Here is a 24777-nt window from a genome sequence, read left to right on the forward strand (position 1 = left end):
GCTTTGAAACTAATAAACATGAATAATGTTTCTCTAATACTAATTTTACACATTCAAGTTTAAATGTGTAATCATATTTCACTTTTCTTTCCATAAAAATACCCCCAAATAGTGTCTAACTTTTTGGGGGCAGTCTAAAACGGTGCTTTTTTTATACTCTTTAGAGAATTACTCTCCGTGTAACCACGCTTTTTTAGCTAAAAGTTGATCTTCAGTTTCAACGTTATCCTCATCAAGAATACAACAGTCAACTGGACAAACAGAAGCACATTGTGGTTCATCATGGAAACCTTTGCATTCTGTACACTTATCAGTTACAATAAAATAAAATTCATCAGAAACTGCTTCATTCATTTCATCAGCATTTACATTTCTACCGTTTGGAGTAGTTACATCACCACTTAATGAAGTTTCATCGGCATAGGCCCATTCACTATCTGGTTCATAAATTGCGTTATTTGGACATTCCGAAACACATGCATCACAATTAATGCATTCATCTGTTATTTTAATAGCCATGTTTTATAATTTTAATTTAAATATGATACAAAATTAAATAAATTTAAACAAATTAATGTGACAAAAGTCATTTGCTATTAGAAAAAGTAACAATAAATTTGACAACTTAAAACAAATGCTTAAAATTATTTTTTATAAATTTAAATAAAATTTTCTAATTATCATAAATATATGATTACAACTAAAGCAAAACTACAACCAGAAGTAATAGACGCTGTAGTAATTCGATTTGTTGGAGACTCTGGTGATGGTATGCAATTAACTGGATCCCAATTTTCTGACACTTCAGCAATGTTTGGTAACGATATAGCAACATTCCCAAATTATCCTTCTGAAATTAGAGCTCCTCAAGGAAGCTTATATGGTGTATCTGGTTTTCAAGTACATATTGGTAGTGTTGAAATAAGCACTCCTGGCGATAATTTAGATTTATTAGTAGCTATGAATCCAGCCGGTTTAAAAACAAATTTACACGCTTTAAAACCTGGGCATACTATTATTGTTGATTCTGATTCGTTTTCTAAAAAGAATTTGGAAAAAGCCCAATACGAAACCAATCCGCTCACAGATGGTAGTTTAGAAAATTACAGAGTAATTCAAGTTGATATGACTTCTTTAACCAAAGCAGCATTAAAAAATGTTGAAGGTTTAGATAATAAAGCAATTTTAAGAAGTAAAAATATGTTTGCTCTTGGAATGGTTTATTGGATGTATGGCCGTTCAAAAGAACATACTGTCAGTTTTTTCAATAAAAAATTCAAATCTACCCCTCATTTAATTGAATCCAATACCAATGTTTTAAATGCTGGTTTCTATTTTGCAGAAACTTTAGAATTAATTCCAAACGCATATACCATATCACCTGCTAAAATGAATCCTGGAACCTATAGAATAATTATGGGTAACGATGCTACGGCTTGGGGATTTTTAGCTGCTGCTGAAAAAGCTGGATTAGAATTATTTTTAGGTTCGTACCCTATTACTCCAGCAACAGATATTTTACATGAATTGGTAAAACACAAACATTTTGGAGTTAAAGCTTTTCAAGCTGAAGACGAAATTGCAGGTATCACATCAGCAATTGGAGCCTCATTTGCTGGAGATTTAGCAATTACTACCACTTCTGGCCCAGGATTAGCTCTAAAAGGTGAAGCAATTGGTTTGGCAATGATTATGGAACTTCCATTGGTTATTGTTAACGTTCAACGAGGTGGACCTTCTACAGGGTTACCAACTAAAACAGAACAATCTGATTTATTGCAGGCAATGTATGGTAGAAATGGTGAAAGCCCTGTTATTGTAATTGCTGCAAGCACTCCTGCAAACTGTTTTAAATATGCCTATGAAGCATCCAAATTAGCTTTGGAACATATGACTCCTGTTATATTATTAACTGATGGATACATTGCAAATGGATCTGCTCCTTGGAAAATTCAAAGTTTAGATGAATTGCCAGAAATTAAAAATAGAATTACAAAAGTAGCTCCAGAAGGAGTTTGGCATCCATACACTAGAGATGAAGAAACATTGGCTAGAAATTGGGGAATTCCTGGAACACCTGGTTTAGAACATAGAGTTGGTGGTTTAGAAAAAGATAGTGTAACCGGAAATGTTTCTCATAATCCGGAAAATCACGAAAAAATGACTCATATTAGAGCTGAAAAAATTAAACGAGTTCAAAACTATATTCCTGATGTAAAAACTGAATTCGCAGATGCTGGAGATTTATTAGTTGTTGGATGGGGAGGAACTTATGGCTCTTTACATTCTGCTGTAAAACAATTAAATGACGAAGGCTATTCAAATATTGGTTTTGCTCATTTCAACTATATAAACCCGCTTCCAAAAAACACAGAAGAGGTTTTGTCTAAATTCAAAAAAATTGTAGTTTGTGAATTAAATAATGGACAATTTGCTAAAATTTTAAAAATTAATTTCGGTAAATTCGACTTTTTACAAAAAAACAAAATACAAGGTTTACCTTTTGGAAATAATGAACTAATAGAAGAATTTAAAAAATTAGTACAATAATTATGGAAGCTATAACAGAACAAAAATATACGTTTAAAGATTTTGCAAGTGACCAAGAAGTTAGATGGTGCCCTGGTTGCGACGATTACGTAATTTTACGATCCATGCAAAAGGCATTGCCAGAAATGGGTGTTAATAGAGAAGATGTGGTATTTATTTCTGGAATTGGGTGTTCATCCCGTTTTCCTTATTATATGAATACTTATGGAATGCATACCATTCATGGTAGAGCTCCTGGTATTGCATCTGGTGTAAAACTTGCAAACCCTAAATTAAGTGTTTGGGTTATGACAGGTGATGGAGATGCAATGGCAATTGGCGGAAATCATTTTATTCATGTATTGCGTAGAAACATCGATTTAAATATAGTTTTATTTAACAATGAAATTTACGGATTAACGAAAGGTCAGTTTTCACCAACATCAAAAGTTGGTCAAAAAACTAAATCTTCTCCATATGGAAATACCCAAGGTCCTTTTTCACCAGGCGAATTAGCTTTAGGTGCTGGAGCAAGATTTTTTGCAAGAATTGGAGGTAATGTACCAAAAGAAATTACTCAAATGCTCATTGATGCACATAAATTTAAAGGAACCTCTTTAATTGAAGTGCTGCAAAACTGTGTGATTTTTAACGATGGTTGTTTTACCCATTTAACAGATAAAGATGTTAAAGAAGACAAACAAGTATTTTTAGAACATGGAAAACCGATGATTTTTGGTAAAAATAGAGATAAAGGAATTATACTTAATAAATTGAAACTGGAAGTAGTTACTATTGGAGAAAATGGAATTACTCAAGAAGATTTATTGGTTCATGATGCCAAAGAAAAAGATCCAACTATGCATCAGATGCTGATTCGATTAACTTATCCTTTAGCAACAGGTATCATTAGAAGTTTTGACGACACCACATTGGAAGAACAAGAAGATGCATTAACGGCACAAGTTAAAGCAAGTTCAAAATTCAAAAAAGTAGACGACTTGTTTTTCTCTGGAGAAACATACACCGTTAATTAAAAAAAAAATGATACCTGACTTAAATCAGGTATCATTTTTTTAGTATTGGTTTAGTTTTGCCAAACTTTTAAAAGTGGTTTCTATAAATTAACAAAATAGAATTACTTTCACAATTAATTAAATAGCATTAAAATGGGATCAGAAGCCATTATTGTATTTCTGCTTGCTGGTATTATATTAGTAGCCGGTGCAAACTTTTTATCGGGGTTAATTTCACATAAATCAGATAATCCACAAAAACGAGAACCGTACGAAAGTGGTATGGTTACAATTGGTCCAACCTGGGTTCAATTTAAAGTTGGATATTATTTATTTGCCATCCTTTTCTTAATTTTTGATGTAGAGGTGGCTTTTTTAATTCCATGGGCTGTTGTTTTTAAAGATGTTGGTGCTGTTGCTTTTGTTGAAATTTTAATATTTTTATTCATTCTAGGTTTAGGTTTAATTTACGCTTGGAAAAAAGGAGCTTTAAAATGGGAGTAGATAAAAAAAGATTTATAAGTGAGTTAGAACCAAATGTAACAGTTCCAGAAATTCCAAGTGATTTTCCAGGTAAAGTAATTCCGGCAGGTAATGGAGCCAATGTAATTGTTACTTCATTGGATCAAATAATTAATTGGGGAAGATCAAATTCACTTTGGTCTTTGTATTTTGGAACCAGTTGTTGTGCTATTGAAATGATGCAAACTGGAGCGGCAAAACACGATTATTCACGCTTTGGATTCGAGGTTGCCAGACCTTCCCCAAGACAAGCCGATTTAATTATTATTGCAGGAACCATTGTTAATAAAATGGCTCCAGTTTTAAGAAGATTGTACGATCAAATGGCAGAGCCAAAATATGTAATTGCAATGGGAGCTTGCGCCATTTCTGGAGGTCCCTTTTTTTACAACACCTATTCAGTAGTAAAAGGAGCAGATCACGTAATACCTGTAGACGTTTATGTTCCAGGTTGTCCTCCTCGTCCAGAAGCATTATTAGAAGGAATGTTAATGCTTCAAGACAAAATTCGTACTGAAAACATGAAACATAAAATAAATCCTATTGACGGATTTGATGAAGGTAAATAATATTGAATTATGACGAACGAAACATTACAAAATTTAATAAGTAGTTGGATTCCAGAGTTAGAATTCACTGAAGCAGATTCACAATATTTAAATATTACCGTTAAGCCAGATCAATTACATCAATTAATGTTGCAATTAAAAAATAATTCTGAAACAAGTTTCGATTATTTATTTTGTGTAACGGGCATAGATTATGAAAAAGAATTAGGTGTCATTTATCATTTAGAATCTACCACTTTCAGACATAGCATTGTTATAAAAGTTAAAACAGAGGATAGAGAAAATCCAACTTTTGATTCTGTTTGGAATATTTGGCGCACCGCTGAATTTCATGAGCGCGAAGTATTCGATTTTTTCGGAATAATATTTAATAATCACCCAAATTTAAAAAGACTTTTTTTAACCGAAGATTGGGACGGATTTCCATTAAGAAAAGATTATGTAGATGAAATTAATATGGTTATTAAATAAGAAATTATGGATACAACTACTATAAAAAGTAATTTTAAATCGGAAGAGTATTTCATTAACATGGGTCCACAACACCCTGCAACGCATGGTGTTTTACGTTTGTTATTAACCATTGATGGTGAAATTATTAAAAAAGTTGAGCCAGATTTAGGATATATTCATCGTTCCATTGAAAAAATGTGTGAACGAGATAGTTACCAACAAATAGTTCATTTGACAGATAGAATGGATTATTTATCATCCCATATAAATAATGAAGCTGTATGTTTAACAGTTGAAAATGCACTGCAACTTGAAATTCCAGAACGTGTAAAAGTTATAAGAACTATTTTAGGCGAATTAACACGTTTAGCTTCTCATCAATTATGGTGGGGCGTTATGGGAATGGATGTTGGAGCGTTAACAACTTATTTTTACGGATTTAGAGACCGCGAATTAATTAACGATATTTTTGAAGAAACCTGTGGTGCTCGTTTAACCATGAACTATAATATTCCAGGTGGTTTAATGTTTGATATTCATCCTAATTTTGTACAACGAACAAAAGATTTTATCACTCATTTTAAAACAAAATTACCTGAATACGATCGCCTTTTAACAGGAAATGTAATTTTTCAAAAAAGAATGAAAGGTGTTGGTATCTTATCAAAAGAAGACGCTATTTCGTTTGGAGCTTCTGGTCCTGTTGGTCGTGGCTCTGGATATTCTTGTGATGTAAGAAAACATCATCCATATAGTGCTTATAATCAAGTTACTTTTAATGAAGTTTTAAAAACCGAAGGAGATAGTTTAGCACGTTACCAAGTTAGAATTGAAGAAATGTGGGAATCAATGGCAATTATTGAGCAATTGATTGATAATATTCCTGAAGGTGAATATAAAGTTGCAACCAATGCAGTAATTAAATTACCAAAAGGAGAGTTTTACCAAAAAGTTGAAACTGCACGTGGCGAATTAGGTGTTTATATAAATAGTACAGGGACAAAAAATCCATATAGATTAAAATTCAGATCACCTGGATTTTCAAATTTATCTTTATTAAATCACATTGCTGTTGGAGGAAAAATTGGAGATCTCGTTGCCTCAATGGCAACACTAGATTTAGTAATCCCAGATATTGACAGATAAAATATATACAATGAATATATCATTAAGTATCACAAAAAATATTCACAATTGGCTATTTAGCATCATGCCAGAAGGTGTGGCAAGTATTACAGAAATGGTTTTAATAGCTGTTGTCTATTTGGCTATTTTTGCTGTTGCTGGCTTATACCTTGTTTTATTAGAAAGAAGAGTTGCAGCGTGGTTTCAATTACGAATTGGACCAAATCGAGTTGGCTATCAAGGTCTTTTACAAACAATGGCCGATGCCTTAAAATTAGTTTCAAAAGAATTAACTGGAACTATTAAAGCCGATAAATTTTTATACAATCTAGCACCTTATTTTGTAATTGTAACCTCATTAATGGCTTTGGCTTTATTCCCTTTTACCCAAGAATTTCAAGCATTTGATATTAATATTGGGATTTTCTTCTTAATTGCAATCTCTTCAATTGGAGTTATTGGAATTTTATTAGGAGGTTGGGCAAGTAATAACAAATTTGCTATGATTGGGGCAATGCGAAGCGGAGTTCAAACTATTAGTTACGAACTTTCCGTTGGGTTATCTTTAATAACCATGGTGCTTATTTCTGGTTCTTTACAGCTTTCAGAAATTGTAGAAGTTCAAAAAAATGGGTGGTTAATTGTTCAAGGACATGTTCCTGCAGTAATTGCATTTATGATTTATATGATTGCTGGAACGGCCGAAACCAATAGAGCTCCTTTTGATTTAGTAGAAGCGGAATCTGAATTAGGTGCAGGTTTTCATACTGAATATTCTGGGATGAAATTTGCCTATTTCTTTTTGGCCGAATTTATAAACATGTTTATTATTGCTGCCATCGCAACTACAATATTTTTTGGAGGTTGGCTTTCTCCTTTTGGAATTACAGAATCAATCCCAATTTTAGGTCTATTTTGGTTTTTAGGTAAAACGTTGGTTTTAATATTTTTAATGATGTGGTTTAGATGGACCTTCCCAAGATTAAGAGTAGATCAATTATTAACATTAGAATGGAAATACCTTCTTCCTTTAAATTTGTTAAACATTGTTTTAATGGCATTAATTGTTTGGCTTAATCTAACAATTCAATTTTAGAAATTATGAGTTATTTTGGAGATATATACAGAGGAATAAAAACGTTGCTAACTGGTATGAGTGTTACCGGAAAGTACTTTTTACACTCAAGAAAAGGCGCTATTACTCAACAATACCCCGATAATAGAGATACGCTTAAAATGTTCGATCGGTTTAGAGGTGAAGTTGTTATGCCGCATAACGAAAATAACGAACACAGATGTACTGGATGTCAGAAATGTGAATTAGCCTGTCCTAACGGATCTATTGAAATTATTTGGGACCGACAAATTGATCCTGAAAGTGGTAAAAAGAAGAAAATGATAGATCAACACATTTACCATTTAGGAATGTGTACTATGTGTGGTTTATGTATTGAAGCTTGTCCGACTGATGCTATTTTATGGGCGCAAAATTTTGAAAATTCAGTATATAATAGAGCATACTTAACTAAAGTTTTAAACAAACCAGGATCCAAGTTAATGCCTGGTGTAGAAGAATAAATTATGGAAAAAATAATTTTTTACATTTTAGCAATCATTATAATTGTTTTTGCAATTGCTTCGGTAACAAGTAGAAAAATGTTGCGTTCAGTTATTTATTTACTTTTTGTTCTTTGTGGAATTGCAGGTATCTATTTTTTAATTGATTATAACTTCTTAGCTGCAATTCAGCTTACCGTCTACGCGGGAGGTATTATTGTTTTAATTATATTTTCAGTTTTGCTTGTTCATCATATTGAAATGGAATTAGAAGATATAAAAACTTCAAAGAAAATTTTGGTTGGTTTAGCAAGTTTACTAGGTCTTGGAGTATTTTTAACTACAATTTATGCATATAATTTTCCTGTAATTGAAAATTCTAATAGTATTGATATGGATACAATTGGTTTAGGATTATTAAGTTATGAAGCTGGAGGATTTATTTTACCTTTTGAGGTAATTAGTGTGCTTTTATTGGCTGCAATGATTGGAGCAATTGTAATAGCAAAAGGAACGAAAATAGCGACTAGCGATAAGCCAAAAGGCAAAAGTCTAGAAAAAAATTAAATATGAGTATGAAAAAATTTAAACTTTCAACTTTCAACTTTCAACTTTTTTAAAATGATAGCCGGAATTAGCATCTACGAAATACTAACTGTAACCTCAATTTTATTTTTTATTGGTGTTTACGGATTTATAACCAGAACAAATCTTATTTCAATTTTAATGTCGGTTGAATTAATATTGAATGCATCCATAATAAATTTTGTTGTCATCAATAAATATTTATATCCTGATGTTTTTCAAGGAGTATTTTTTTCAATATTTATTATAGCCGTTGCTGCTGCTGAAACAGCATTAGCCGTTGCAATTATTATTAACTTATATAGACAAATTAGTTCTGTAGAAGTTAAGGACACTGAAATTATGAAGTATTAAAACTATAAAAAAATATGAATTTTAACTACGTAATATTAATTCCACTTATTCCATTAGCAGTTTTTTTACTACTTGGAATTTTCTATAAAAAAATTAAACCAGCGGTATCTGGATACATTGGCGTTTTTGGATTATTAACTTCAACGGTACTTTCTTATTATACAGCATTTCAGTACTTTTTTGTTCAAGAAAAAGTAGATGGAGTTTACCAAACTTTTGTTTCAAAAACAACGTGGATGAACTTTACTGATACTTTAGCAATTGATATGGGAATTTTAATTGATCCTATTTCAGTAATGATGCTTATTGTAGTTTCAACCATTTCATTAATGGTTCATATATACAGTAGAGGCTATATGAAAGGTGATGAAGGCTATACTAAATTCTTTGCCTTTTTAGGATTATTCTCCTTTTCAATGTTTGGTTTAGTTTTAGCAACAAACCTTTTCCAAATTTATATTTTTTGGGAATTAGTTGGGGTATCATCCTTTTTACTAATTGGATATTATTATACCAAACCATCGGCAGTAGCAGCTTCAAAAAAAGCATTTATTGTTACCCGGTTTGCCGATTTAGGTTTCTTAATCGGGATTTTAATAGTTGGATATTACACAGGTACCTACGATTTTGAAACATTAAATAATCCTGAAGGGAATGCAATATTAAGCTGGGCTTCAACTTCTTTTATGGGTTTATCTGTTTTAACATGGGCATTAATCTTAATATTTATTGGTGGTGCTGGTAAATCGGCTATGTTTCCGTTACATATTTGGTTGCCAGATGCTATGGAAGGTCCAACACCTGTTTCTGCATTAATCCACGCGGCAACAATGGTTGTTGCTGGTGTTTATTTAGTCGCTCGCTTATTTCCAATGTATTATTTTGTTGAAGATGGCTTTGCTTTAAATGTTGTTGCGTATGTGGGTGGATTCTCATCGCTTTTTGCTGCAATAATTGCGGTAACTCAAAACGATATTAAAAGAGTTCTCGCCTTTTCTACTATGTCTCAACTTGGTTATATGATGATGGCCTTGGGTGTTTCCGGATATGACGGCCACGAAGGAGTTGGTTATATGGCTTCTATGTTCCATTTATTTACACATGCCATGTTTAAAGCGTTACTATTTTTAGGAGCTGGTTCTGTAATTCATGCTGTTCATAGTAATTATTTAAAAGACATGGGAGGGTTACGAAAGTATATGCCCATTACTAATATTACATTTTTAATTGCTGCATTAGCAATTTCAGGAGTGCCACCATTTGCAGGATTTTGGAGTAAAGATGAAATTTTAGTTGCCGCTTTTGAACATAACAAACTATTATATTTTGTAGGCTTGTTTGTTGCTGGGTTAACTGCTTTTTATATGTTTAGAATTTACTTCGGAATTTTTTGGGGAAAAGATACTCAATATAAACATGCACCGCATGAATCTCCTATAGCAATGACTTTCCCTTTAATGTTCTTAGGTGCATTGAGTGTTGTTGTTGGTTTGATTCCTTTTAGTGAGTTTGTAACTGCAGATAAAGCTGGATTCGTAGCTCATTTAAATTACCCATTAGCTGCAATTGCAGTTGGTGTTGGTGTAGTAGGAATTATTCTTTCGTACATTTTCTATAAAAAAGAAAATGATTTAGCTGAAAAATTTTCTAAAGCTTTTGGTGTGTTTTACAAATGGACATTCAATAAGTTTTATTTTGATGAGATTTATCTTTTTGTAACTCGAAAAATAATTTTCAATAGAATCTCTGCTCCTATTGCATATTTCGATAAAAAATATGTAGATGGTTTTATGGAAGGAATGGGAAATAAAACAGTTGTAGTTTCTGAAAAAATTAAAGGAATTCAATCTGGTAAATTTCAAGATTATGCATTCGCCTTTTTAGCTGGATTTGTAATTCTAGCAATGGTGTTTATTTATTTATGGACAAAATAAATTAAGAAATAACAAAACTCAAATAACAAAACTCAAATAACAAAAAATAATCAATGAGTATAGACTCAATAAATAAAACCTATGATTTAGAAGAAAGAACTTTTCAATTTGCAAAAGAGATTAGACTATTTATAAAAAATTTAGATAAAACGATTGCAAATTTTGAAGATGCAAAGCAAGTTATTCGTTCATCTGGATCTATTGGGGCAAACTATATTGAGGCAAATGAATCATTAAGTAAAAAGGATTTTATTTACAGAATCAAAATTAGTAGAAAAGAAGCCAAAGAAAGTATTTATTGGCTGAGATTAATAAATGAAACAAATAAGATACCAAGTAACAATAAACCTGAAGAATTAATTCAAGAATCAACTGAATTAAAAAAAATATTTTCAGCTATTCTTGAAAAATCAAAATGATTGTACTTTGGAATTTAAATATTTGTTATTTGAAATTTATTTAGAATAAATAATTATGGATATTTTATCACTTTTTGTCACCGTACCGGTATTAACAATTTTAGCTTTAGTTTTCGCTAAAGGTTTAAAACAGGCACGCATTGTTGCAATGGTTGGAAGTTTAATTCAACTTGGAATGGCCATAAACTTAATTTTTGCTTACTTCAAAGAAAGAGCAATAAATGATAGCATCATGGTTTTTACCAAAGATTATATGTGGTTCGAACAGTTTAATATTCATTACACCGTTGGTGTAGATGGTATTTCAGTTGCCTTATTAATATTAACTTCTATTGTAGTTTTAGCCGGTGTGTTTATTTCTTGGACAATGGAAGATTTGCCAAAGGAATTTTTTATCTCCCTTTTAGTTTTATCCTCTGGAGTATATGGGTTCTTTATTTCCTTAGATTTATTCACCATGTTCGTATTTTACGAAATTGCTGTTATTCCAATGTATTTATTAATTGGTATATGGGGTTCCGGACCAAAAGAGTACTCAGCAATGAAATTAACCTTAATGTTAATGGGCGCTTCAGCTGTGTTGTTGGTTGGAATTTTAGGCATTTACTTTAATTCGAATGCTGATGGTGGTGCGTTGACCTTTAATATTTTAGAAATTTCACAAGTTAATATTCCCTTTGAAGCACAAAAATTATTTTTCCCTTTAACTTTTATTGGGTTTGCGGTTTTAGGTGCTTTATTCCCATTTCATACTTGGTCTCCTGACGGTCACGCATCCGCACCCACCGCAGTATCAATGCTGCACGCTGGTGTGTTAATGAAATTAGGTGGATATGGTGTATTTAGAGTCGCTATGTTCTTATTGCCTTTAGGTGCCATCGATTGGTCTTGGTTTTTTATTATATTATCTGCAACAGGCGTTATTTATGGTGCCTTTGGAGCCATTAAGCAAAACGATTTAAAATATATTAATGCATATTCTTCTGTTAGCCATTTAGGAATGGTGTTGTTTGCATTGTTAATGTTGAATAAAACTTCTTGGAATGGAGCCATTATGCAATCACTTTCTCACGGATTTATGACTGCTTTATTCTTCGCATTAATTGGAATGATTTATAGCAGAACACACACCAGAGATATTACTAAATTAGGAGGTTTATTAAAGGTAATTCCATTTATATCAGTTATATATGTTATTGCAGGATTAGCCTCATTAGGGTTACCTGGATTTAGCGGATTTGTAGCTGAAATGAACATTTTTGTTGGTGCTTTTCAACATGAAGATATGTTTCACAGGGTTGCTACAATTATTTCGGTTTCAGCTATTGTTGTTACTGCAGTTTATATTTTACGTGTTGTTGGCATTATGTTAATGGGACCCATTAAAAATTCAGAGTTTTTAGATATGTCAGATGCAACTTGGTTCGAAAAAACAGGTATTTTATTATTGCTTATTCCAATAATTGGAATGGGAGTTGCACCACTTTGGTTAAGTGATATGATTATGGCAAGTTTGCAACCGTTCATTAAAGGAGTATTGTAACAATTTTAGAATTTAGATTTACGAATTTAGATTTATTGAAATAATTAAAAAAGATAAAGAAAAATGAATTTAAGTAGTTTTTTAATAATGAGACATGAAATTTTGCTATTAGCAATTGCTTTATTATTGCTTGTAGCAGAAATTTTTATTTCTAAAAACAAAAAAGGAAGTATCGTGCATTTAGCCATTTTCTTATTTGGAATTCATACCGTAATTGGATTTTTACCTCTTGGAGAGACGAGTATATTATTTGGTGGCATGTTTCAAACAAATAATTTAATTCATTTCTTTAAAAATGTATTAAATATTGGAGTTTTCATTTTATTACTCCAGTCGGCTGATTGGATTCAAGAAAAAATTGTTGAGCAAGAAAAAGGTACCGAATTTTTTGTGTTATTATTTTTCTCCTTGCTGGGAATGTATTTTATGATTTCATCAGGTGATTTTTTAATGTTTTACTTAGGCTTAGAATTATCAACATTACCAGCAGCTGCACTAGCTGCTTATGAAACTTCAAAAAGGATTTCAAGCGAAGCTGGTATTAAATTAATACTTTCAGCTGCTTTAGCATCGGGTGTATCACTATTTGGTATTTCATTACTTTACGCTACTTCTGGTTCCATCTATTTTAATGAAATAATTGAAGTTATATCACTTAATAATTTAACCATTTTAGGATTTATTTTATTTTTTACAGGATTGTCATTTAAAATATCTTTGGTTCCATTTCATTTTTGGACTGCCGATGTTTATGAAGGTGCGCCTATTAATGTTTCCTCCTATTTATCTGTAATCTCTAAAGGAGCGGCAACTTTTATTTTAATGATTTTGCTGTTTACCGTTTTTAAATCGTTGATGCCAGTATGGGAAAATATAGTTTACGTAGTAGCTTTAGCAACCATGTTTATTGGTAACTTATTTGCACTACGCCAACAAAATATGAAACGCTTTTTAGCTTTTTCATCCATTGCTCAAGCTGGTTTTATTTTACTTGGTTTAATTGCTGGAGATCAATTAGGAACGGCAACAGTTGTTTATTTTGTAATGATTTATATCTTCTCCAATTTAGCTGCTTTTGGGGTTGTGCAAGCAATTTCATTAAAAACAGGCAAAGAAACCATGGATGATTATAATGGCTTATACAGAACAAACCCAAATTTAAGTTTGATTATGATGTTGGCTTTGTTTTCATTAGCTGGTATACCGCCAATTGCAGGTTTTTTTGGAAAAATTTTCTTATTTACAGCTGCTGCTAGTAAAGGGTATTATTTGCTAGTCTTTTTAGCTGTTGTTAACGTAACAATATCATTATACTACTATTTACTAGTTATTAGAGCTATGTTTATTAGACAAAACGAAAACCCTATTCCATATTTTAAAAACAAATTATATATGCGTTTGGGTTTATTAATTACTGTAATTGGTATTTTAGTATTAGGATTATACAGTCCGTTATATGATTATATTTATGAATTAAGTAGTGTATTTAATTAAGCACCAAAATTCAAAAAACAAAATTCAAAAAAAGCGCATAGATTTATGAGTGCCAAAATTGGAATTTTAGATTTGTAAATTGGAATTTATTTTTTAATAAAAAAATTATGGGATTAGAAGGAAAACATTCATTTGGATCAATAGAGGAAACTAGAGTTACTTTTGTTGAAAAAAACACCGATGAAAATCGAAAAGAATTTTTAATAAAACTACTTGAACACAACGGTTTTGAAGTTATTATTGAAGAAGAAAAAAGAAAAACAGAAGAAGATCCTCAATTATTTACCGTTGCAGTAACCGATATGGTTTTTAATCCTACTATATGGGTTTTTCAAAGAAAACTAAAAACTTTTGATGGTAGAATGGTAACTCAAGATTACTGGAATCAAAAAACAGAAGAAACGAATCCAAGGTATTGGAAGAACGAAAAATAAAGTATTATATTTCCCTGTGTTAAAATGAGTAGAAAAAGGTTAACTTATCTACTCATTTTTTATTAAATAACGTGAGTTCGATATAACAATAATCGCACACCACTAATAATTAGGAGTTTAATAATAGTGTCATTCCGACCAAAGGAGGAATCACATTACGTTTATCAACTGTGAGATGCCTCGACCACTCGGCATGACAAAGGAACCATTGAAAAAAAACCCATGACCTTGTCATCATTGCGAATTTTACTTTTTTTAAGTAAAATATGGCAATCTAACTATCCATAAACAGATTGTCACAGTCGTTCTCCTTCAAAATAATATAAATAACTAATATTCAGATGGTATTATTCTTACTTATATCGAACTCACGTTAAATAATATTTTTAATATAACTGTAACACTAAACTTTCTTTCTCAATATATTCATACAAAATATGATCAACTATTTTCTGTGTTTCATTAGGAAATTCTAATTCAATACTACTATCATTTTTTATCCAATTTTTAATTTTTGGAATGTATTCCTTTTTTAACGATTTTAAAATGGGAACTCCTAATTCTTCAAGAGCTTTGGCATTAAAATGCTGTTCATATTGATTTTTCATTGGAATAACCATTAACTTCTTTTTTAAGTAAATTGCTTCAGCTGGTGTTTCAAAACCAGCTCCACATAAAATTCCTGTACAAGAGGCTAAACTCTTTTCAAATTTTTTACCATCAATTGGTTTTATGTATACATTTTTCTTTTGATAATATTTTTTGGTTTCCTTCGAAAAAACTTTCCATTTAACACCTTTAATTTTTGAAAGAATATTAATAATATTCTCATCAGAATATGCAGGTAAATAAACCGTATAATAATCTTTTTCAAAAGGTTCCAATATCCGAATACTATTTCTTATAATCGGCGTATAAATTTTATTATTATATTTTTTAAAATGAAAACCATAGTTGTATTTACATTTAGCATAATTTTTTATAATAAAACTACCAATCAAATCTAAGTGTTTAGGCTTAGGGACATTTTCAGTATATAATGCACTTTGATGGCTCAAAGAAATACTTTTAACACCCTTAAAATAACAAGCCCAGGCAGAAATTGGTTCAAAATCATTTATTACTAAATCGTACTCTTTTACCGGACATTTTATTATTTCTTTTAATACGCTAAAAATATTATTCTTGGCAATAGTTTTAAACAAATCAACACCTCCATTTTTACCAAAATAAAAACTAAGTCCTTTATAAACATAGTTTACCTTATGGTCTAAACCAACTTCTGCCTGTGTTCCACTAATTAAAATATCTACCTGAGCTCTATTTAATATTGCGGGTATAACTTCCTTAGCTCTGCTTAAATGTCCGTTACCTGTACCTTGAATTGCATATAAAATCTTCATCTAATATTAAAACTAAAGTCTGCTAATAATTGCACAAATATTTCTTTTGAAGATTGGTCAACTATATCGTATTTATCAATTGTTTCTGTTGTTTCTTCTTTAACATAATCTTCTTCCTTGTATTTATACAAAATCCAATGTTTATTGTTATATTCTAATGCTGTTAAGTTTTCAACCCAATCTCCCGAATTTAAATAATTTACAGCTCCATTGTTTGTAGTGATTTTCTTAATTATTGGTTGATGAATATGACCACAAACAACATAATCAAACTTATTTGCAATAGCAATATTTGATGCTGTTTCTTCAAAATTATCAATAAATTTTACAGCCGATTTAACACTGTCCTTTATTTTTTTCGACAAGGATATTTTTCCCTTACCTAAAAAAATACTGATATAATTAATCGCTCTATTTAAAAGAATTAAAGCATTATATCCAACTGCCCCCATTTTCGCAAGCCATTTAGAATGTTTCATAGTAACATCAAAAACATCCCCATGAAAAAACCATGCTTTTTTACCATCCAACTCTAACACTATTTTATTTTTTATAGAAAAAGAACCTAATTCAAAATCAACAAATTTTCGTAACATTTCATCGTGATTACCCGTTATGTAATAAATTTCCTTTTCTTCAGAAATCCATTTGAAAATATGTTTTACAATTTTCATATGTGATTTTGGCCAATATCGCTTACTGAATTGCCAAATATCAATAATATCTCCGTTAAGAATTATAGTTTGAGGATTTATACTTTTTAGGTAATATAATAGCTCTTTAGCGTGGCATCCATAAGTTCCTAAATGAATATCAGAAATAACTACAACTTCAATATCCCTTTTATTTTCGTTAAAATTCACACATCATATTTTTATTCACTATTTGAATATTATGAGATGCAATTAATAAAAGAGATGTTATTTGAAAGTTTTGATACTATTATTTATAAGTTAACAAACTAGGTAATAGTTTTCCCAACATACATTAAGGTAGAACCTTCAACTATCTTCTCGTCATTAGTTATTGTAGCAATTATATGAATTTCATCTTCATTATCTTTAAGAAAAACAGGTATCGCATGAGTACTAATAAATACACCTAACGGTCTTAAAACAAATACAACTATTGTAAAAAGAGTCAATGTTTCCCATCTATTTAACAGAAATAAATCGTCAATATTAATGTTTGCTGATAATAAAATAAATAAGATTGAAATTAATAATACACTTATTGATTCTTTAAAATACAGTATGTCTTTTAATTCTTTTACATTTTTATTTCCTAAAACCATTCCCATAACCACTACAGAAAGTAACCCAGATTCGTGGGCAAATAAATCGGAAAGTACAAATACGAATAACACGGCGGCAAGCGTAACAACATTTAATAAATAGTGTGGAATTAAGCTCCTTTTTATTGCATAATATAAACCGTAAGCAAAAGTAAATCCAATTGAAGTACCAATAATTACAATTTTCCAAAATTCGGTAAGTGCTTCTTTTGTAAACTCATACCCTTTTCCTACAACAATAAATTCAAAAACTAATACAGCAACTAAAGCACCAATAGGATCAATAAGTATTCCTTCCCACTTTAGCACGGTCGAAACATCTTTTTTAAGCGGAATATTTCTTAAAATTGGTGCTATTACAGTTGGTTCAGTAACAATTATTAGAGCTGAAAATAAAAATGAAATTACCCAACTCAAATTAAAAATATAATGAGCTGCAACACCTGCGCCAAAAAATGTTATGATAGATCCTAATGTAATTAGTTTTAAAATTACAGGTCCAACATTTAAAATTTCTTCTTTTTTTTAAGGTTAAGCCTCCTTCAAAAAGAATGATTCCAATTGCTAATGACACAAAATTAAATAAACGTTCTCCAGGAAATAATCCTTCAGTGCCATTCCAAACGGGTTCTAATAATTTTGCTCCATCAGCAGTAAATAATGTAGATATTGGACCTGCCAATAAACCAATAATTATTAATGGGAGTCTGGAAGGCAATTTAAAACGCCAAGCAACCCATTGGGCTAAAATCCCCAAAATTATAATTCCTGCTAATTCTAACACCTAGTATTTTTTTTTGAATTCGAATATAATCAAAATTTACCAACTTGTATAAGGCTTTCTTGCTAACATTGAATTATAATATTTTAATTGACCCGTAACCTCTTTTCCAATCCATGTTGGTTTTATAAATTCAAATTTATCAGTGGGTAACTCTATTTCTGCAATAAAAAGCCCCAAGTTTTCACCTAAAAACTCATCAATTTCAAAAATCAACTCGTTTTTGGAAGGAATTATATATCTTATTTTTTCAATAATTGTTGGCTCACAAAGTTGTAAAAGTTGTGTTGCTTCGTTCAATGGAATTTCTTTTTCCCATTCAAAACGAGTTGTGCCACTTTTATTACTTTTCCCTTTTATGGTTATATACCCTTTTTGATCGGTAATTCTAATTCTAATAGTTCGTTCTGGAACTGTCGATAAAAATCCTTGAGTTATATGGTATTGTTTAGTAACAAACTCTTTAAAGTTTCCTGATACTAAAAACTTTCGTTCGATTTCTTGCATTTACTTAAAAAATTGGTTTTTAAATTTATTAAAATTTGAGTTCCCAATTTAGTGAAAAAGAATAAATCCAAAAATAATTTCCAAGATCAAAACTAATTTCTTGATGGGTAAGTCCGAATTGAGTTCCAATGCCATTTCTATTGTTTGAAGTTGTGAAGTTGTAGCCTATATTAAATTTTTGAGATTTTAATCCAACAATTTCATTTTCATTCCCTTCAAAATTAAAACGGTAAAATTCTGGTGAATAGCCAATTCCAACTGAAGTGCTAAAATAATTTTCAGCATCCTTTCCGTATCTTCTATAATTAAGTGTTCCAGAAGTACTTGTTCCTGAATCTCCTGGCGTAAAATATGGTCTAAATGACCAATAACTATTTCCAGTATACCAAGTTATTGAGCCCGTATAGATTGTTGTAGTCTCGCTATATTTTAAGGCCCGAAAACCTATCGAAGTCTCTAAACCACTAGCAATAGATTTGTGCAATTCTGCACCATACCTATACTCGGGAAACAAAAAAGAATTTGCAACTCCAACGTTTAAATAAGCATAAAACCCTTCTGTAATTTTTGGGTATAAATCAACTTCAAATTGAAACGCGCTTTCACTAAACCTTCTATTATAATTAACCTTGGCAATAATACTACCCAACTCAGTTTTTCTACTGTACTTTAATGTATGTAATTGCATTGGATCAAACACTTCAGAATACACATCAACAGTTCCTCCAATACCAATAACATTTTTTCTGTTTTTTTCAATTAAACCATTTTTAAATGATATTGCTTCTGGGTGCGTTGGCGTATTATTTAAAACTAGGTTAATTGTTTTAAGGGCATCTTCATTATTTCCTATATTGCTTTGTGATTTAGCTTTTAATATCATAATATCTGCATCCAAAGGAAAAAAAGCAAGTGCTTCTTCAGATTTTTTAAATGAAATTTGAGGGTTATCTGCCCAAAGTTCATTATTTATTGCTGCTAACCAAGTATCTTTTAATTTAGGGTTTTTATCTAAAACATATTCAAATTCCTTTCGTGCTTTATTATAGTCTCCATCCCAGGAATAAGTACTTCCTAAAAAAGAACGAACATCTAAATAATCTGGGTATTTTGTTAATATCAAATTTAATGTGTCTTGAGCTTGTTTTCGTTGCTTATTAAAGGCCAATTGTCTGGCCACCTCAAATGATTTATCAGGATCTCCAGTAAATATTTTTTGTGCCGTAAGCTGTGAAGAACAAATAACAAGCACAAAACAAATTAGTTTAAAAATAGGAATTGTTTTCATTTGTGGAGGGTGTTTTTAAATTCTTTATACGTTTGATTAGTGGGGTATTTTTTTAACAAACTATCAATCACTTTTATGGCTTGAGTATTCTTATTCATACGTACATAACCCTGAGCCATTTTAAAACTTAATTCTGGGTTGGTAATACTATTACGCATTGCTTTGGCAACAATAGCAACTGATTTTTCATCTTGCTCTGCCCACCAATAAGTGTCTAATAAGGCTAAGTATGCATCGTCATAAAACGGAGCTCTTTTTTGAGCATTTAAAAATGCTTTTTCAGCTTCTATATAATTTCCTTCCCATGCATAAATTCTCCCTTTTAAAATAATTGCATCTGCATGATTAGGCAATTCATTTATAATATAATCACAAATTAATTGCCCTTTTTTATAGTCTTTTTCAAAAGCTAATTTACGAGCAATTTGATAACTTGCATCAGAATCAGCATTTCCAATAAGTATTTTTATTTCGGCTAATTGTTCTTTGCTAAAAGCAATTTTTGGAATTCTGTTTGTATTTTTTGAATTTGGATGAATTTTATTATTTTGAATTAAATAAGCATTCAATCTTTTAAATTGTGCCAATGAATCTGAAAGAATTTGAAGCATTTTAGCATCAGATACTTGTTGGGTATTAAAATTTTCATCAATTTTAAAGAGATTTCCATCAGAAATAAAATAGTCTTTATAAATAAAATCTTTAATTGCGCCTTTATACCTCATTAACGGAATTTTATTTTTATTTCTAAAAGTTTCAAAAATGTCTAGCCCGTTCCCAAGCCACGAAACACTGTCAATCTGCTTAAAATCATAATTATTTTGCAGAAACGCAACAACACTAGGGGTTACATCTAAATGCGAAGAAACTGCTGGAAAAGTTTTGAATGTGTTTAATAAAGGACTGCTTATAATGAATGGAACATGATACCTACACAATTCATCTTTTTGAGAAATAGGAATCAATCTATGATCTCCAGTAATTATGAATATCGTATTGGCAAAATCTTTTCTTTTTTTATAGAAATTAATGAAATTTTTAATAGATTCATCAGTGTACAACAAACTTGCAAATATTTCTTTATGAGCCTGAACAAACTCCTTAGAAACCTTCATTTTTGAATTTGAATTTATCATTTTATCAACCGTTACCATATATTTTTCTTTATTAGGAAAAATAAAAGGTTCGTGGTTTGAAACGGTCAAAAAAATGTCTAAACGAGGCTCAATACTTTCATTTAAATCGGATAATCCTTTTCTAAACAATTCTGAATCTGGATAACCCCAAGAAAAACCATCGTCGGTTACAGCAGCTTTTTTATAAGAATTTCCATATTTACTTTCATCAACCACATTATCAATTCCATTGAATTCTAAATAATTTATAATTCGGTCAAAACTAGAATTTGAACCTGTATAATAATTTGTAGTATATCCGTTTTCTTTAAGAATTGATAATAAAGACAAATGATTTGGGGTTTCAGTAATTTCTAAAAAACCATCAGTTCCATAGGGTAACGATCCTAAAATTGAAGGAAGTACACCAAATGTTCTACCAGAAGTACTTACAAAATTTTTCCAGTATAACGATTTAGTCGCTAAAGAATCTAAAAATGGTGTAAAGCCTGCATAATTAAAATTTCCAACAAATTCTCCTCCAAGTCCTTCAACAATTATAAATACAATGTTTGGTTTTTGACTTGTAAGGTTAAAAAATGAGCCTAAAACATCTTCAACCTCATCGGCATTTTTGAGTAGTGGATATTCTTTACTTACCACAAATTGGTTATTTGAAACTTCATTCTTTTCAACCTTACTTTTTATGATATCATTAACTAAGAAATATATTTTATTTTGAAAAACAGACTCGTTTGTTTTGCTAAAAACAAATCTAACGGATACAGAAATTATGATTAAAAAAAGAGACCCATAAACCAATATTTTTTTGTTTTTTGTTTTTCCAAACAATGATACAATTCCAAAAAAAAGTAATGGTACTACTATAAAAGGAAGTACACTTATAAAAGAAAATGATGCCGAAGACGACACTGTTAAAAAAATATCATTGTAAGAATAACCAAGTAAATCGGCCCCTAAATTAAGTAAGGTTGTTAAGCTATATTTGACCAAACTTAATTGAATAAAAACAAGCAAGACAGCAATAAATGCAAAAATTATCTGAACCCATTTTTTAATTACAATCGTAAAAAGTAAATACAATGGGAAAAACAAAATTCCTAGAATTAACACTGTAACTACGTCATTTATTATTTTATAAAATATTAATTCAGTTAGTGGTATTGATAGTTGCTTTGCGCTTAAAAAATAAACCTCTGTACAAGAAATTATCCAGAAAACAAAAATCATAGCAATACATCCTTTGAGGTAATTAAATGTTAATTCTAAATAATTAATTGTTTTCATAAAAATTTTAATTTTTTTAGGTCGCTGTTGTTCCCATTCCTTTACGTTGCATTACTCCCCATTTTTTCTTTTTGTTAAAATAATAATCATAATTACCTCTCACAGCAGCGTAAAGCACAAAAGGATGCAAAACTATAGGTTCTAAAATGGCAGTTAACAACAATTTAAATCCTGTACCTTTCTTTTTATACTGATGATATGTTAATTCTTCAGAATAGATAGCAGCAATTGATAGCAAAAGTGTAAAAAGGTAAGCCAAACTAAAAAATGCTAAGGAAAAATCCCATCGCACATAATTTAGCATCATTAAAACTGTAAAATAAATAATACCAACTACTTCAAAAATGGGCGCTAAACGTTCAAATATGAGCCAGTAAGGATAACTTAACAAACCTAAAGCACCATATTTTGGATTAAACCCTATTTTTTTATGCATTTTTAAGGTTTCAATAGTGCCTCTTGTCCATCTATTTCGTTGTGATATAAATATTCTATAATTATCTGGCGCCTCTGTCCAACATAACGGGTCTGGAATATATGCTACTCTATATTTCACTTTTTGTTCTTCCATTACACGACGCATTCTTACAATTAATTCCATATCTTCTCCCACCGTTTTTGTGTCGTATCCACCAACTTCAATGGCTATTTTTTTATCGAACAACCCAAAAGCTCCTGAAATAACAAGCAAGCCATTTAACCTACTCCAAGCCATTCTTCCTAAAAGAAAAGATCGTAAATATTCTAATATTTGAGCCCTTTCAATCATTTTTTTTGGCATATTAACATCCAACAACTTTCCATCTTTTATTGTACAAGAATTTGCAATTCTTATCACTCCACCAGTTGCTATAACTTTATGGTCTGTTGCTTCTAAAAAAGGCTTAATCATTTTCTGAAGAGAATCTTCCAACAACAAGCAATCTACATCTATACAAGCTACATATTGATTAGAACTAACATTTAATCCAAAATTTAGGGCATCAGCTTTTCCGCCATTTTCTTTGTCTATTACCGTTAATTTTTCAAAAGCGGGGTTGGTAGATTTAAAAACTCCTGCTCTCAATGGTTTTGTAGGTATTTGTTTGTTTACTAAATAATTAACTTTAACCAAGTCGTAAGCATTTATCAACAATTCTAAACTATCATCTTTGCTTCCATCATTTACGATAATAACATCATAATTTACGTAATGACTTGAAAGAAGCGACCGTACATTTTCCACAATATTTAAACTTTCGTTATAAGCTGGAGCTATAATTGAAATTGAAGGAGAAATTGAAGATGCTAAAATTTCTGAATAATCTACAAACTTATTTTTTTTAACATATTCACTTGTTTCAAAGGCAGACACAACCGTTAAAAACAAGTATGAGCCAATGGCTAAAAAACCATATACAAAAAAGAAATAATGGATAATTAGAATAATATGTTGGCCTGTTAATGATTCCATATCTAATTATCGGTTAAAAAATTTAACATTTCTAAAAACTGCCCATTATTAGTTGTTTCTTTAAATAACGCAAATTTATCTGGACTAAAATTTTTAATTAAGCGCAATGCTTCGAGTCTAATTTCAAAATTATAATGTTCTGAATATTTTAGTAAAAACCACTCATCGTTATTTGAAACTAAAGGCTCAAAAATTTTGAATAAAGCCTGCTGTTCTTCTAATGTTCTTTCTTCAAAATTGTTCATTACTTCGTGCTTAAAATCAAGATTTTGCATTCCTCCTAAAACTAAAATAGCCTTTGTTCTAATTATATTATTTTTATGGTGAAGTAATTCTATAATATGATTTTGAACTTCATATTGATTAAATATTTCAGCTATTTTTAAACTAAACATAACTACAGAATCATTATTTGAATTTAACCAAGGGGTAATATCCACATCTTGTTGATCCTCATTTTTCTGTAAAACTTCTAACAACTGAATTTGATCCCATTCGCTCAAATCAGTTTCTATTTTTGTTAAAAATTCCAACCCTTTAAAATGAAATAAGCTAACTAAATATAATTGCACTTCTTTTCGAACTTCTTTGGAAGAATGATTTACGTGATGTAAAATTGCATCGTGTGCATCTTTAATATTAAACTGTTTTAGTTCCCTAATACCCATTGCAACTACATACCAATTTTGATGATCTAATTTTTTTAAGGCAAAGTTTAAAAGCCCTATTTGTCTGTATAAATTTTGAATTGCAACAGCTATTTCACCTGAAATTTCCTTTTTTAATTTCAGCAATACGCGTTTAATTATTTTTCTTTTGGATTTACTGGAGATACAAAAAGTTAATTTTTCGATTATACTATTTTGCTCTTCTTGTCCTTCTTCAGCATATAAATAATTAATTAACTGAATTTCATATTCCGTAACTAATTTTTGTGTTTCAGCAGTTGAATTTCTTAAACGAGTTCTATAAATTTTTAAGTAAAAAATTGATACTATAATAATAATAAACAGTATTACAGAAATTATCCATACCACTTTAATAAGAAATGGCAATTGGTTGTAGTAATTTACGAAAACATCAAAATCCATTAT

23 protein-coding genes and 1 pseudogene are annotated in these 24777 nt (G+C 30.4%); 15 read left to right on the forward strand and 9 right to left on the reverse strand.

From position 1 onward, the window contains the following. Positions 1–168: 168 nt before the first annotated feature. A complete protein-coding gene (locus Q8S45_RS04905; protein WP_305601785.1) occupies positions 169–519 on the reverse strand; it encodes a 4Fe-4S dicluster domain-containing protein in 351 nt (116 codons plus the stop codon). Between the two features lie 171 nt (positions 520–690). On the opposite strand from Q8S45_RS04905, the gene Q8S45_RS04910 reads away from it, so the two are divergent. From Q8S45_RS04910 to Q8S45_RS04980, 15 genes are all read left to right on the forward strand, one after another. Beyond that, positions 691–2550, forward strand: coding sequence for a 2-oxoacid:acceptor oxidoreductase subunit alpha (locus Q8S45_RS04910; protein ID WP_305601787.1), 1860 nt, complete (start codon positions 691–693; stop codon positions 2548–2550). A 2-nt stretch (positions 2551–2552) separates the two neighbouring features. After that, positions 2553–3566, forward strand: coding sequence for a 2-oxoacid:ferredoxin oxidoreductase subunit beta (locus tag Q8S45_RS04915; protein WP_305601789.1), 1014 nt, complete (start codon positions 2553–2555; stop codon positions 3564–3566). Between the two features lie 132 nt (positions 3567–3698). Further along, a complete protein-coding gene (locus Q8S45_RS04920; protein WP_305601791.1) occupies positions 3699–4049 on the forward strand; it encodes an NADH-quinone oxidoreductase subunit A in 351 nt (116 codons plus the stop codon). Further along, positions 4040–4636, forward strand: coding sequence for an NADH-quinone oxidoreductase subunit B (locus Q8S45_RS04925; RefSeq protein WP_305601792.1), 597 nt, complete (start codon positions 4040–4042; stop codon positions 4634–4636). Before Q8S45_RS04920 ends, Q8S45_RS04925 begins: the two co-directional genes overlap by 10 nt. 9 nt (positions 4637–4645) lie before the next feature. Next, the gene (locus Q8S45_RS04930) at positions 4646–5107 is read left to right on the forward strand and encodes an NADH-quinone oxidoreductase subunit C (protein WP_305601794.1); all 462 of its coding nucleotides are present in this window, start codon (positions 4646–4648) and stop codon (positions 5105–5107) included. A gap of 6 nt (positions 5108–5113) precedes the next feature. Further along, entirely contained in the window at positions 5114–6235 is a 1122-nt protein-coding gene (locus Q8S45_RS04935; protein WP_305601796.1) for an NADH-quinone oxidoreductase subunit D, read from the forward strand. Positions 6236–6245: 10 nt separating this feature from the next. After that, positions 6246–7310: an NADH-quinone oxidoreductase subunit NuoH gene (gene nuoH / locus Q8S45_RS04940; RefSeq protein WP_305601797.1), complete on the forward strand. Its 1065-nt coding sequence runs from the start codon at positions 6246–6248 to the stop codon at positions 7308–7310. A 5-nt stretch (positions 7311–7315) separates the two neighbouring features. Next, complete coding sequence (locus tag Q8S45_RS04945) at positions 7316–7792, forward strand: 4Fe-4S binding protein (RefSeq protein ID WP_305601799.1); 477 nt, start codon at positions 7316–7318, stop codon at positions 7790–7792. 3 nt (positions 7793–7795) lie between these two features. Further along, positions 7796–8338, forward strand: coding sequence for an NADH-quinone oxidoreductase subunit J (locus Q8S45_RS04950; RefSeq protein WP_305601801.1), 543 nt, complete (start codon positions 7796–7798; stop codon positions 8336–8338). A gap of 54 nt (positions 8339–8392) precedes the next feature. Further along, complete coding sequence (nuoK, locus tag Q8S45_RS04955; RefSeq protein WP_305601803.1) at positions 8393–8710, forward strand: NADH-quinone oxidoreductase subunit NuoK; 318 nt, start codon at positions 8393–8395, stop codon at positions 8708–8710. 14 nt (positions 8711–8724) lie between these two features. Continuing rightward, entirely contained in the window at positions 8725–10644 is a 1920-nt protein-coding gene (gene nuoL / locus Q8S45_RS04960; protein ID WP_305601805.1) for an NADH-quinone oxidoreductase subunit L, read from the forward strand. Between the two features lie 53 nt (positions 10645–10697). Next, a complete protein-coding gene (locus Q8S45_RS04965; RefSeq protein ID WP_305601807.1) occupies positions 10698–11063 on the forward strand; it encodes a four helix bundle protein in 366 nt (121 codons plus the stop codon). A gap of 55 nt (positions 11064–11118) precedes the next feature. Then, positions 11119–12606, forward strand: coding sequence for a NuoM family protein (locus Q8S45_RS04970; protein WP_305601808.1), 1488 nt, complete (start codon positions 11119–11121; stop codon positions 12604–12606). A gap of 87 nt (positions 12607–12693) precedes the next feature. Further along, on the forward strand, positions 12694–14100 hold the full coding sequence (locus Q8S45_RS04975) for an NADH-quinone oxidoreductase subunit N (protein WP_305601809.1): 1407 nt from the start codon (positions 12694–12696) through the stop codon (positions 14098–14100). A 107-nt stretch (positions 14101–14207) separates the two neighbouring features. Next, positions 14208–14534, forward strand: a complete 327-nt coding sequence (locus tag Q8S45_RS04980) for a hypothetical protein (protein WP_305601810.1) — start codon at positions 14208–14210, stop codon at positions 14532–14534. A 386-nt stretch (positions 14535–14920) separates the two neighbouring features. Here Q8S45_RS04980 and Q8S45_RS04985 read toward each other — a convergent pair whose 3' ends face one another. From Q8S45_RS04985 to Q8S45_RS05020, 8 genes and pseudogenes are all read right to left on the reverse strand, one after another. Continuing rightward, the gene (locus Q8S45_RS04985; protein WP_305601812.1) at positions 14921–15937 is read right to left on the reverse strand and encodes a glycosyltransferase family protein; all 1017 of its coding nucleotides are present in this window, start codon (positions 15935–15937) and stop codon (positions 14921–14923) included. Then, on the reverse strand, positions 15934–16800 hold the full coding sequence (locus Q8S45_RS04990; RefSeq protein WP_305601814.1) for a UDP-2,3-diacylglucosamine diphosphatase: 867 nt from the start codon (positions 16798–16800) through the stop codon (positions 15934–15936). The genes Q8S45_RS04985 and Q8S45_RS04990 overlap by 4 nt, the downstream gene beginning before the upstream one ends. A gap of 218 nt (positions 16801–17018) precedes the next feature. Further along, positions 17019–18015 (reverse strand): annotated as a pseudogene (locus Q8S45_RS04995) (cation:proton antiporter); the annotation flags it as partial. A gap of 36 nt (positions 18016–18051) precedes the next feature. Continuing rightward, positions 18052–18519, reverse strand: coding sequence for a CYTH domain-containing protein (locus Q8S45_RS05000; protein ID WP_305601816.1), 468 nt, complete (start codon positions 18517–18519; stop codon positions 18052–18054). A gap of 28 nt (positions 18520–18547) precedes the next feature. Further along, the gene (locus Q8S45_RS05005; RefSeq protein ID WP_305601817.1) at positions 18548–19807 is read right to left on the reverse strand and encodes a YaiO family outer membrane beta-barrel protein; all 1260 of its coding nucleotides are present in this window, start codon (positions 19805–19807) and stop codon (positions 18548–18550) included. After that, entirely contained in the window at positions 19804–22230 is a 2427-nt protein-coding gene (locus tag Q8S45_RS05010; RefSeq protein ID WP_305601819.1) for a sulfatase-like hydrolase/transferase, read from the reverse strand. The genes Q8S45_RS05005 and Q8S45_RS05010 overlap by 4 nt, the downstream gene beginning before the upstream one ends. 16 nt (positions 22231–22246) lie before the next feature. Further along, positions 22247–23683: a glycosyltransferase family 2 protein gene (locus tag Q8S45_RS05015; protein WP_305601821.1), complete on the reverse strand. Its 1437-nt coding sequence runs from the start codon at positions 23681–23683 to the stop codon at positions 22247–22249. 2 nt (positions 23684–23685) lie between these two features. Then, the gene (locus Q8S45_RS05020) at positions 23686–24774 is read right to left on the reverse strand and encodes a hypothetical protein (RefSeq protein WP_305601823.1); all 1089 of its coding nucleotides are present in this window, start codon (positions 24772–24774) and stop codon (positions 23686–23688) included. Positions 24775–24777: the final 3 nt, after the last annotated feature.

Origin of the sequence: Lutibacter sp., from assembly GCF_030692605.1 — a bacterium.
GTDB lineage: Bacteria > Bacteroidota > Bacteroidia > Flavobacteriales > Flavobacteriaceae > Lutibacter.

Coding starts and splice junctions, on each gene's coding strand:
- Q8S45_RS04950 (WP_305601801.1), top strand. CDS start 7,796: ATGGAAAAAATAATTTTTTACATTTTAGCAATCATTATAATTGTTTTT.
- Q8S45_RS04980 (WP_305601810.1), top strand. CDS start 14,208: ATGGGATTAGAAGGAAAACATTCATTTGGATCAATAGAGGAAACTAGA.
- Q8S45_RS04970 (WP_305601808.1), top strand. CDS start 11,119: ATGGATATTTTATCACTTTTTGTCACCGTACCGGTATTAACAATTTTA.
- nuoK (WP_305601803.1), top strand. CDS start 8,393: ATGATAGCCGGAATTAGCATCTACGAAATACTAACTGTAACCTCAATT.
- Q8S45_RS04910 (WP_305601787.1), top strand. CDS start 691: ATGATTACAACTAAAGCAAAACTACAACCAGAAGTAATAGACGCTGTA.
- Q8S45_RS04965 (WP_305601807.1), top strand. CDS start 10,698: ATGAGTATAGACTCAATAAATAAAACCTATGATTTAGAAGAAAGAACT.
- Q8S45_RS05005 (WP_305601817.1), bottom strand. CDS start 19,807: ATGAAAACAATTCCTATTTTTAAACTAATTTGTTTTGTGCTTGTTATT.
- Q8S45_RS04920 (WP_305601791.1), top strand. CDS start 3,699: ATGGGATCAGAAGCCATTATTGTATTTCTGCTTGCTGGTATTATATTA.
- Q8S45_RS04975 (WP_305601809.1), top strand. CDS start 12,694: ATGAGACATGAAATTTTGCTATTAGCAATTGCTTTATTATTGCTTGTA.
- nuoL (WP_305601805.1), top strand. CDS start 8,725: ATGAATTTTAACTACGTAATATTAATTCCACTTATTCCATTAGCAGTT.
- Q8S45_RS05010 (WP_305601819.1), bottom strand. CDS start 22,230: ATGAAAACAATTAATTATTTAGAATTAACATTTAATTACCTCAAAGGA.
- nuoH (WP_305601797.1), top strand. CDS start 6,246: ATGAATATATCATTAAGTATCACAAAAAATATTCACAATTGGCTATTT.
- Q8S45_RS04905 (WP_305601785.1), bottom strand. CDS start 519: ATGGCTATTAAAATAACAGATGAATGCATTAATTGTGATGCATGTGTT.
- Q8S45_RS04985 (WP_305601812.1), bottom strand. CDS start 15,937: ATGAAGATTTTATATGCAATTCAAGGTACAGGTAACGGACATTTAAGC.
- Q8S45_RS05000 (WP_305601816.1), bottom strand. CDS start 18,519: ATGCAAGAAATCGAACGAAAGTTTTTAGTATCAGGAAACTTTAAAGAG.
- Q8S45_RS04915 (WP_305601789.1), top strand. CDS start 2,553: ATGGAAGCTATAACAGAACAAAAATATACGTTTAAAGATTTTGCAAGT.
- Q8S45_RS05015 (WP_305601821.1), bottom strand. CDS start 23,683: ATGGAATCATTAACAGGCCAACATATTATTCTAATTATCCATTATTTC.
- Q8S45_RS04945 (WP_305601799.1), top strand. CDS start 7,316: ATGAGTTATTTTGGAGATATATACAGAGGAATAAAAACGTTGCTAACT.
- Q8S45_RS05020 (WP_305601823.1), bottom strand. CDS start 24,774: ATGGATTTTGATGTTTTCGTAAATTACTACAACCAATTGCCATTTCTT.
- Q8S45_RS04930 (WP_305601794.1), top strand. CDS start 4,646: ATGACGAACGAAACATTACAAAATTTAATAAGTAGTTGGATTCCAGAG.
- Q8S45_RS04925 (WP_305601792.1), top strand. CDS start 4,040: ATGGGAGTAGATAAAAAAAGATTTATAAGTGAGTTAGAACCAAATGTA.
- Q8S45_RS04935 (WP_305601796.1), top strand. CDS start 5,114: ATGGATACAACTACTATAAAAAGTAATTTTAAATCGGAAGAGTATTTC.